The sequence below is a fragment of the Mesorhizobium sp. B283B1A genome, assembly GCF_020165735.1.
Lineage (GTDB): Bacteria > Pseudomonadota > Alphaproteobacteria > Rhizobiales > Rhizobiaceae > Mesorhizobium > Mesorhizobium opportunistum.
Window position 1 is genome coordinate 18,736 of record NZ_JAIUIQ010000067.1, and the last position, 9,745, is coordinate 28,480.

The window sequence follows — 9,745 nt, forward strand, 5'->3', positions numbered from 1 at the left end:
CCTACTTCCCCAACTCGATCGACCGCAGCCGCGCCGCTTCCACCGCTTGCGTCAGCAGATTGGTCAGCCGGTCCTCGCCCATCAGCACGCCAAGTGCTGCCGCCGTGGTGCCGTTGGGGCTGGTAACCTGCTGGCGCAGCACGCCTGGATCCTCCTGGCTCTCTGCGGCGAGCGAGGCGGCGCCATAGACGGTCTGCATGGCGAGCAGCTTGGCGGTCGCCGTCGGCAAGCCGGCCTTCTCGGCGGCGACGGTCAGCGCTTCGATGAAGTGGAAGATGTAGGCCGGTCCCGATCCCGAGACGGCGGTCACCGCATCCATCAGCCCCTCGTCTTCGATGGTGGCCACTTCGCCGCTGGCCGACAACAGGTCGGCGACGAAACGCTTGGTGTCGTCGGAAACCAGGGGATTGGAAAACACCACCATCATGCCCTTGCCGATCGCCGCGGGCGTGTTGGGCATGCAGCGCACGATCGGCGCGCGGTTGCCCAGGATTTCCTCGAAAGTGGCGGAGGGCGTCCCGGCGGCGATGCTGACGAAGGTCGTGCGGCCATCGCCGAAACGCTTGTAGGCGGCGGTGACGTCGCGGATCACCTGCGGCTTCACCGCGATGACGACTAGATCAGGCACGGCATCGGCGGGAACGGCACCGGCATCCGCCGCGGTGCCGCAGCCCAGTGCGGCGGCGCGGTTGCGCAGGTCGGCATTGGGCTCGACCACGAAAACCGTCGACGGGGCAAGCTTGCCGGATTTCAGCCAGCCCGAGAGCATGGCGTAACCCATATTGCCGCAGCCGGCGAGAACAAGCCTGATCGTCATCGAAAGCCCTCCGAAGGAAGGCCCTGACATAGACGCTCGCGGTTCTCTGGGGAAGCCCTGTCAAGCCGGGCGGGAGGCGTTGCGCACCGCGATCGGCCGCAAGGACACTTGCCTCAGGCCAAGCACGCCGAGCACGAAGAACAGCCAGACCGGGTCGCCGCGATGGAAGAAGAAGCTTTCGAGGAAAGCGTTGAGCGCCGTGAACAGCACCACCATCATGAAGAAGTCGCCGAGATAGATGTTTTCCTTGCGCAGCGGAATGCGCATGTAGTCGCGCAATGGCGCGATGAGGAAGGTGTAGACCGCCACGCAAAGGGCCGGAATGCCCATCAGCACGGCGATGTCGAGATAGCCGTCATGGCCGTGTACTATGGTTCGTATGTCCCAGGGACGGTCGAAGGGCTGGTCCTGGTTGAGCAGCAGCGGTGTGCCCCAGAAGCTTTCATAGCCGTAGCCGGTCCATGGCTTCTTCGCCAGCATCGAGCCGGCGAACTCCCACAGCGTTGTGCGCCCAGTGTAGGTGAGATCGGGAAAATAGATGGCCGCCAGATGTTTGACTGGCGGCAGGAAGACGATGCCCAGCGTGCCGACCGCCGTGGCGACGATCGCCAGCGCGAACAGGATCGGCGTCCCGAGCCGCATGCCTATCAGGCTCGGGAACATCACGATCAGGATCGAGAACGGCACCAGGCCGGCGGTGGTCTTGGACCCGGTGTGCAGCATGAAGATCATCGCCGCGCAAAAGATTGCCGCACCCCACCAGCGTTGCCCGCGCCGGTAGAGATAGAGGCCTGCGAAACTGAAGCAGGCCATGATCGGGCCAGCGATGTTCTTGTGGGTGAACACGCCGCGCCACAGGCCAGCATGCTCGGGCTCCTGTGAATCGGCGGTGTGCATCGCCTCGTGCGGGAAGACGATGAGGCCGAGATAGGAAAGGCCCATGACCACGACGGCGGTGAAGATGATGACCTTGGAGATGGCCTCGGCATCGCGCGGCAGCACCAGGATCGTTGCCATGGTCAGGATGCCGATCATGGTGAACGATGCGGCGCGCATGGCCGAAGGCGGGTCCGTCGCCAGCACCACCGAGAGGAAAAAGAAGCCCAGCATCAGCACCCAGGACGGGCTGAGCAGCGAGCGAACGATGCGCGGATCGGCGAAAGCCATCAGCGAGAAGATCGAAATTCCGCCGAGGGCTCCGAAACCGAGCTGGTTGACGATGTCGCCGCCGTCACCGGTGAGTTCGGCGCCGGCGGGCTGGAACGGGCGAAACGATACCATGATGACGGTGAACAGAAGCGCCGCGATCGCGGTCGCCACGCCTGCGCGCGTGAACGCGTCGCTTAGTGGAGCGCGCTCAGTTTTTTTCAGGCTGGCGATATTGCTCATTGGCATATCCGAATTCGGCCATCACGCGGCCTAGCGCCACATGGATGGGGTAGATGGCGATCGCCGGCGATCCTGTCCGCGCCAGCCGAACCATGCCGCGAAACGGTGAGGCGGCAAGCAGCGCCAGGCTCTTCGCGAACACCTTGGCGCCGGCCATCGACGTGCCGGCACGTTTCTTCTTCTCGACCAGCGTCGAGATGACGCCGTTGCGCAGACTGCGCGCACGGATCCAGTCGGTTTCGACGCGCCGCGCCGGAACGATCTCCCGCACTTCCGCCTCGGCGCACCACCCAAGCACGAAGCCTCTCTGCGCCGACCGGCTGAGGAAATCGGAATCGCCGCCACCCATGAAATTGAATTTGAGATCGAGGAAGGGCGGCCCCATGACGGTAAGCACGTCGCGCCCGACCAGGAGATTGCCGGACGAATAGAGCGCCGGCACCCGGCCTGTCTCCCGGTAGGGAGGCGCAAAGACCGGATGTTCGGCCCATCGCGCGTGGGAAGGATCGGCAAAGATAGGCACTTGCGGCCCGCCGACGATATCGACGCCGAGCGTTTCGGCAGCTCGACACATCCGCTCCAGCCATTGCGGATCGGCGATCTCGTCATCATCGATGACCAGCAGATGCCTGAAATTAGGGAAATGCAGGATCGCCGTCTGCCATCCCGCATTGTAGGCGCTGCAATTGCCGCGCTCATGCGCAATGATGACCATGCCCGGTATCTCGCCGCGCTCGAACAGCGGCAGCACTGCCTTGGCGCCTTCACGCGCCTCGGCCTCGTTTTCCATCACGATGACGGCAAAGCGCCTGCCGGTCCGCTGCGCCTGCAGCGATGCCAGCGTTTCCAGCACCTGTTCGGGCCGTTTGAAGGTCGGCAAGGTAACGACCGCTTCAACGGCCTCGCCATCAAGCCGGGGAGACCGTCCTGCGATCGATACAGAACCGTCCGATGGCAAAGGGATCATGCGTTTCCAGCCGCCTCGTGAGTTGGGTTCTGGTAGCACCACGATGATAAGGTTTCGTTAATCACCTTGCACGGAGAGGTCTCCCAGACACGGGCTTTCGGCCGCTGATCGTGCTGGCTTAATCAAGGGTTCACCGCGCTTTGCTACCGGCTACACCACAGGATAGGTGAGATGCATCTGCTGTTCGCCACATCGATCGTGCCCGATGGCGCTCTCGCCTCGGGCTATGAGATCGCCAATGCTGCGATCATCGCCGCCTTGCGGCGCGCTGGCGCGCGCGTCACGGTCATTGGCTTTGCCTGGCCGGGGAGGGCCGCGGCCGATCCGGAAAACACCGTCGTGCTGGGTTCCGTCGACGTGCGCACCGAAAATGCCTCCGCGCCGCAAAAGCTGGCCTGGGTCGGCAAGGCGATGCTTTCGGGTCTTACCTTCGCGTCGATCAAGTTGCGGGCGGTGTCCGACAGCGATGTTCGCGCCGCCGTCGAACGCGCCGGCCCCTTCGACGGCTATGTATTGAACTCCGTGCAGTTCGCCGGCGCTTTCGAAAAGCTCTTCGAAGACCGGCCTTCGATCTTCGTCGCCCACAATGTCGAGCATCTTTCGGCACGGGAAAATGCCGCTGCCGCCACCGGCATCTTCCAGCGCCTGTTGTTCCGCCGCGAGGCAAGGCTGCTCGAGGTCGTGGAAGAGCGTCTCTGCCGCCATGCGCGCTTCGTCTTCACGCTGGCCGAGGAAGATCGTGCAGCCCTTGGTGTTGGCTCCGACGACCGCTCTGCGGTGCTGCCGCTGGTAACCGGCGCCAAGGCCCGGAAAGGCCCGCGCCGCATCGAGTGTGACGCGGCGCTGATCGGCACCTGGACCTGGCAGCCGAACCGCATCGGCCTCGACTGGTTCCTGGACAAGGTGGTGCCGCATCTGCGGCCCGATTTCCGCATAAGGATCGCCGGCAGCATGCCGTCAGGTGTCACCTCGGCGCATCCGGGTGTCGAATTTGTCGGCCGCGTGCCCGATGCCCAGGCCTTCGTGCGCGCCGCCGCCGTCATCCCGCTGATCAGCACCGCCGGCAGCGGCGTGCAGCTGAAGACCATCGAGACCTTCGAGCTCGGCCTGCCTTCGGTCGCCACCAGCCGCTCGCTGCGCGGTATCGATCATCGTCCCGCCAATTGTGTCGTCACCGACGATCCGGCCGGCTTCGCCAGGGCGCTGGAAGCTGCCGCAGCCGACATCCGCGACGTCGACGGCAGCGCGTTCCATCGCGAGCAAATCAGGGCGCTCGATGCCGCCATCCGGCTCGGCCTCGAAAAAATCGGAGTGGTCAGGCAGGAGGCGTTTGCATGAACATGCACACCGCCCGCGCCGCGTCCGGGCTCGACAAATTGAAGACGATCCTCGGAATCTCGGTGCTCGCCATCCGCTGGGATGATGCGATCGCCCTGCTGAGCCGGCTGATCTCCGAGCAGCGTTTCACCAAGGTCAGTTTTCTCAATGCCCACAATGCCAACATCGCCTATACCGACCCTGTCTTTGCCGAGGCGCTCGACGATTTCCTCATCCTGCCGGATGGCATCGGCGTCGATCTCGCCGCAAAGCTGCTCTACGGCGCGCCGTTTCCTGACAATCTCAACGGCACCGATTTCATACCGGCCTTCCTGCAGGCATCGACGAGGCCGCTGACCGTCGGGCTGCTAGGTGCCACGCGTGTCAACGCCGAGGCGGCGTCGGTCAAGCTGGCGGCCCTTGCCACGCAGCACCGCTTCGTGGTCATTCACGACGGCTATTTCTCCGCCGCGCAGGAACCGGAGATCATCGGCCGGATCGCAAGGCTGCGGCCTGATATGCTGCTGGTTGCCATGGGGGTGCCGCGCCAGGAATTGTGGATCGAACGCCACATCGACGAACGCCATTGCACGCTGCCGATCGCGGTCGGCGCGCTGCTCGATTTCCTGAGCGGCTCGGTGCCGCGAGCACCAATGTGGATGCGCCGCCTGAGGCTGGAATGGCTGTTCCGGCTGGCGGTCGAACCGGGCCGGCTCTGGCGCCGCTACGTGGTCGGCAATCCCTTGTTCCTGTGGCGGGTCGTCAAGCAGAGATGGTCGGGCGGCCGGACTGTCGCGGACGCGCCCGGAGAGCTCCGTTGAACAAGCGGTTCGTCCCAGACCCCCTTGCCGGCTCGGGCTTGCTGCCGAAGACGCCGACGGCGGCGGTGGTAACGGCAAGCTACGCTCCGGATTTCGAGCGTTGCCGCCTGTTGTGCGAGACGCTTGACCGGCATGTCTCGGGTGCCGCGCACCACTACATCCTGGTCGAACATCGCGACGTTGCGCTTTTCCGCCAGTTGCAGACCAGCCGGCGCACGGTCGTCGATGAGCGGGACCTGCTGCCGCGTTGGCTGCGCGCTTTCGACGATCCGCTCAGCCTGTTTCGCCGGCGCGTCTGGCTCAGCCTGAAAACGCAGCCGCTGCGCGGCTGGCATGTGCAGCAGTTGCGCCGTATCGCGATATCGGCCCACGCCGGGGAAGACGTGCTGGTCTTCTGCGATTCCGACGTTGCGTTCCTCAGGCCTTTCGACTGCACCGCTTTCTGGCGCGATGGCAAGGCGCGGCTGTTCCGCCGCGACGGCGTGCTTGCCGATGACGTGCTTGCCGATGACGGGCATGACGAGCACCGCATCTGGTCGCGCAATGCCGGCTCGGCGCTCGGCATCGACCCGTCCAGACCATCGGCCCACGACTATATCTCGACGCTGATCGCCTGGCGCCGCGACACCGTGCTGGCCATGTGCGGCCGGATCGAGAAGGTCCATGGCCGCGACTGGGTCGAGGTCATCGGCTCGGCTCGGCAATTCTCCGAATGCATGATCTATGGCCGCTACGTCGACGATCTGCTCGACGGCGCCGGCCACTTTCACGATTCGGAAGAGTTCTGCCGCGTCCACTGGACGGGCGAGGCGTTGTCGGACGACGAGTTCCGCCGCTTCGTTGCCGGCATGGCGCCGGAGCAGGTGGCGATCGGCATGCAGTCCTTCATCGGCACCGATATCGGCCGCATCCGCCGTCTGATCGGGCTGGCTGAGGCATGATCCGGAAGAATAGGAACTGGATGTCCTAAACCGGCTTTGCCGGCCTGCGCAGCGCCGAATAGGTCAGCAGCATCGACGCCAGATAGAGCAGCAGGAAGACGATGTTGAGCGACAGCACCAGCTTCGGCGTGTCGGCGATGGTGGTCAGCACATAGGTCAGCAGCAGCGCCTTCAGAGCGGCGAGCAGGCCGAGATTGAGCGCCCGCACCAGCGTCTGGCCGCGGGCGAACAGAAGCTCGGCCTGGTATTCGACCAGATTGCGCAGTCCCGGAACGCAGATCGCCAGCGCCACGAGCGGGGCGGCTTCGGAGACGTTCCTGCCGAGCGCGTTGGGGAAGAAGTGCAGCACGATGCCGAGCGTCAGCAGCGCAAGTGTCGAGACCGCGAATACACCGCCCTCGATGCCGCTCTTGACCGCCAGCCGTGACAACAGTTCGGGCGCGCGCATCATGCGCTGCACCAGCATCATCGAGAAGGTGCGGATCGGGATAGCGGTCAGGTCGACCAGCCGCATGATGATGGCATAGATACCGGCCAGATGCGGCCCGCCGATCGCCAGCACCAGAAGCTTGTCGAACTCCATCTGCAGGTAGAACAGCACCTCGGCGCCGGCCACGTAGACGGAATCGGCGAGCCGCCTGAGATAGAGCTCTATGCGCAGCCGCAGCCGCTGGCGCGGATAGAACCAGCCGAAAGCAAGAAGCAGCGAGGCGGCATTGGCGCCGATATAGAACCACGACCATACCCAGACGCTGTGCTGCGCTGAGATCATGAAAAGCACCGCGCCAAGCGCGCGCAGCGCCGTGGTCAGGATCGCCAGCAGGGCGGCGCGGCCGAACTTGCCCAGCCCGTTGTTGACGATCAGCGCCACTTCGACCGGCCGCCACAGCAGCGCTTCGGCGAACACGATCGCCGAAAACACCGGCAGCGGCACGGTGTTGGCGAAGAAGATCCGATAGACGCCGAACGAGGCCGCTGCCAGCAGCGGCAGCGAGACGATGCCGAGCAGAAGGAAACCGGCGGTAAAGGTACCGATCAGGTTGGGCCTGATGGTGGCGGTGCGGTAAAGCGCCGAAATGAAGCCGAAGGCCAGGAGCCGCGACAGCATCACCCCGGCGGCGGACGCTGTCGCGAACATGCCGAATTCGGAGATGGACAGCGTGTTGGCAAGCGCGATGAAATAGGCCAGCGAAAACACCAGCCGACCGCCGGCGCCGCTGATCGCCGAAAAATAGTCGCGGACCAGCCCCCGTCGTTCGGCCACGAAAGTGCCGATCCGGGCGAGGGGCCGCCTTTGCGGTATGTCGCTGGCCTCAGTCATGCGTCAAGGAAATGCATAGGTGGGAAAGCTTAACGTGCCGTTCTGAGGTTCTTGAGTGCGTTGGGAAAATTGTGCCGCCGGGCGGAGAAACGGCATGCCGGGCGGGCAAAAATTAACGTTTTGTTTTCCATGCCTGTTTAGCGTGGCTTAACGAATGGCCAAGCGCCGTTCCGCAAGCCGCCAAGGGTAAAGCTCCGGACAATGGCTGACAGGGAAAACCGCGAGGACTGGAAGCGTGAGCGTTCGCTGCTGGCGCTCGGCCGGGCCGTGCGCGGTGAGGACGATCCCGACCCATCCCTGGTCTCGATCGGGGACCGGGCCGATCCGTCATGGCGCGAGGATGCCGCCACGCGCCATCGTCTTGCCCGTTCACGGCGTCAGGCCCGTACGGATCCAACCTCGTCTGCTGACGTCGGAACCGGGCGGCTCCGGCCGGACGAGCAGCCGGAAGCGGCAGCACGGGAAGACGCTTGGCGCGAGCAGGACTATGGCGCCGGCGATCCGCCGCCACGCATGCCGCGCGCAAGGATGGCTGCCGAGGAGGTTTCCGCCAGCGCCCGCTCTCATGACAGCTCCGGATCCCGCCGGGATGGCGAAGCCGATGCATCCTTTGGCGATCGCGGCGACGATCAGCAATGGAAGCCGCTGATCGATCCGATGCAGGTGGTGCGCGGCGTCGCCAGGTCGAAGCTGCTGATCATCACCACGACGATACTGGGTGCCGGGCTCGGCATCGCCATCGCGCTATCGACGCCGAAGAAATATGAAGCCACGGCCGAACTCATCGTCGATCCGCGCGACCTCAAGCTCACCGACCGGGATCTCACCCAGAATGTGGTCGCCTCCGACGCCACGCTCGCCATCGTCGAAAACCAGGTCCGGGTGCTGACTTCGGGCACGGTGCTGAACAAGGTCGTCGACAAGCTCAACCTGGTGAACGATCCGGAGTTCAATGGCGAGGGGTCCGGCGGCCTCGGCATCAGGTCGCTCATCCATTCGATCCTGTCGCGCGAGGATGGCCCGGGCAGTGTCGACGAGGTCCGTCGCCGTGCGCTCGCCGTCGGCAATCTGGCCGAAAGCCTCTCGGTCGAGCGCGGCGGCAAGACCTTCGTCATCACCGTCAGCGCGACCACGCAGAATGGCGAGAAATCCGCCCTCATCGCCAACACGATGACGGACGTCTTTCTCCAGACCTTCGGTCAGATCCAGTCCGATACCGCCGGCCGCGCGACGGACGAACTGACGGCAAGGCTCGATGAACTGCGCAAGGGCGTCGAAGCGGCCGAGCGCAAGGTCGAGGATTTCAGGGCCTCGCACGATCTCGTCGATGCGCAGGGCCATCTGATCAGCGACGACGAAATGCTGAAGCTCAACGAACAGCTCTCGGTCGCCCGCGCCCGCACGCTGGAGCTCAATGCAAGGGCGGCTTCGGCGCGCTCGGTCGACGTCAATTCCGTGCTCTCCGGCACCCTACCGGAAGAGATCAACTCCAACACGATGAGCGACCTGCGCTCCCAATATGCAACGCTCAAGCAGGAAGCCGACCGCGCCGCCATCCGGCTTGGGCCGCGCCATCCCGAACTCCAGGCCCTCGACGCACAGATCGCCGGCGCCCGCGACCGCATCGCCGGCGAATTGCGCCGCATCGCGTCCTCGCTGCAGGTCGACCTGAAACGCGCCGTCCAACTCGAACAGGATCTCTCTTCTCGCCTTGCCCAGCTCAAGGTCCGCAGCGGCGACGTCAACAATGACCTGGTGTCGATGCGCGAACTGGAGCGTGAAGCCACCGCCAAGCGCTCCGTCTACGAACAGTTCCTGCTGCGCGCCAAGGAGACCGGCGAGCAGAAGGACATCAACACCGCCAACATGAACGTCATCTCCAAGGCCTTTGCGCCGCTCGAGGCGAAAGGCCCGTCGCGGGCCGTGACGGCGCTCGCCGGCTTGCTGCTGGGCTTTGCCTCAGGCATTGGTCTCGGCGCCATGTGTGGCGCCTATGAAAGCTTGCGCGAGACCGCGACATCGCGCTCGCGCCGTGACCGCAAGGCGCCTCTCGAAGACCAGGCGTTCCGCGCACCCCCTCCGCCTGCGCCGCCAATGCCGACGATGTTGGAACGGCCGACGACAACCGCGTTGAGGCCCGACAGGTCCTTGCCGCGCACCCGCTCGATCAGG

7 protein-coding genes and 1 pseudogene are annotated in these 9,745 nt (G+C 64.7%); 4 read left to right on the forward strand and 4 right to left on the reverse strand.

Annotated features, from left to right (window positions below; genetic code table 11):
* Position 1: 1 nt before the first annotated feature.
* From proC to LB577_RS31500, 3 genes are read right to left on the reverse strand one after another with little or no spacing between them, the layout of a single operon-like run.
* Entirely contained in the window at positions 2-817 is an 816-nt protein-coding gene (gene proC, locus LB577_RS31490) for a pyrroline-5-carboxylate reductase (protein ID WP_224690315.1), read from the reverse strand.
* 60 nt (positions 818-877) lie between these two features.
* Positions 878-2,206 (reverse strand): O-antigen ligase family protein, encoded by a 1,329-nt coding sequence (locus LB577_RS31495; RefSeq protein ID WP_224690316.1) that lies wholly within the window; start codon positions 2,204-2,206, stop codon positions 878-880.
* Entirely contained in the window at positions 2,175-3,173 is a 999-nt protein-coding gene (locus LB577_RS31500) for a glycosyltransferase family 2 protein (RefSeq protein ID WP_224690317.1), read from the reverse strand. Before LB577_RS31500 ends, LB577_RS31495 begins: the two co-directional genes overlap by 32 nt.
* 171 nt (positions 3,174-3,344) lie before the next feature.
* Between LB577_RS31500 and LB577_RS31505 the strand changes: the two genes are divergently transcribed.
* The 3 genes from LB577_RS31505 to LB577_RS31515 are packed head-to-tail and all read left to right on the forward strand — an operon-like array spanning position 3,345 to position 6,252.
* Entirely contained in the window at positions 3,345-4,511 is a 1,167-nt protein-coding gene (locus LB577_RS31505) for a glycosyltransferase family 4 protein (RefSeq protein WP_224690318.1), read from the forward strand.
* Positions 4,508-5,311 (forward strand): WecB/TagA/CpsF family glycosyltransferase, encoded by an 804-nt coding sequence (locus LB577_RS31510; RefSeq protein ID WP_224690319.1) that lies wholly within the window; start codon positions 4,508-4,510, stop codon positions 5,309-5,311. Before LB577_RS31505 ends, LB577_RS31510 begins: the two co-directional genes overlap by 4 nt.
* Positions 5,308-6,252 (forward strand): DUF6492 family protein, encoded by a 945-nt coding sequence (locus LB577_RS31515; protein ID WP_224690320.1) that lies wholly within the window; start codon positions 5,308-5,310, stop codon positions 6,250-6,252. The genes LB577_RS31510 and LB577_RS31515 overlap by 4 nt, the downstream gene beginning before the upstream one ends.
* Positions 6,253-6,277: 25 nt before the next feature.
* Here the strand turns inward: LB577_RS31515 and LB577_RS31520 are convergent, their stop codons facing one another.
* Positions 6,278-7,573 (reverse strand): lipopolysaccharide biosynthesis protein, encoded by a 1,296-nt coding sequence (locus LB577_RS31520; protein ID WP_224690322.1) that lies wholly within the window; start codon positions 7,571-7,573, stop codon positions 6,278-6,280.
* A 201-nt stretch (positions 7,574-7,774) separates the two neighbouring features.
* Here LB577_RS31520 and LB577_RS31525 point away from each other — a divergent pair.
* Positions 7,775-9,673, forward strand: a pseudogene (locus LB577_RS31525) (GumC family protein); the annotation flags it as partial.
* Positions 9,674-9,745 lie beyond the last annotated feature (72 nt).

What these genes read in the sequence shown, in the direction of transcription:
- proC (WP_224690315.1), bottom strand. Translation starts at nt 817, where the DNA reads ATGACGATCAGGCTTGTTCTCGCCGGCTGCGGCAATATGGGTTACGCC.
- LB577_RS31495 (WP_224690316.1), bottom strand. Translation starts at nt 2,206, where the DNA reads ATGAGCAATATCGCCAGCCTGAAAAAAACTGAGCGCGCTCCACTAAGC.
- LB577_RS31500 (WP_224690317.1), bottom strand. Translation starts at nt 3,173, where the DNA reads ATGATCCCTTTGCCATCGGACGGTTCTGTATCGATCGCAGGACGGTCT.
- LB577_RS31505 (WP_224690318.1), top strand. Translation starts at nt 3,345, where the DNA reads ATGCATCTGCTGTTCGCCACATCGATCGTGCCCGATGGCGCTCTCGCC.
- LB577_RS31510 (WP_224690319.1), top strand. Translation starts at nt 4,508, where the DNA reads ATGAACATGCACACCGCCCGCGCCGCGTCCGGGCTCGACAAATTGAAG.
- LB577_RS31520 (WP_224690322.1), bottom strand. Translation starts at nt 7,573, where the DNA reads ATGACTGAGGCCAGCGACATACCGCAAAGGCGGCCCCTCGCCCGGATC.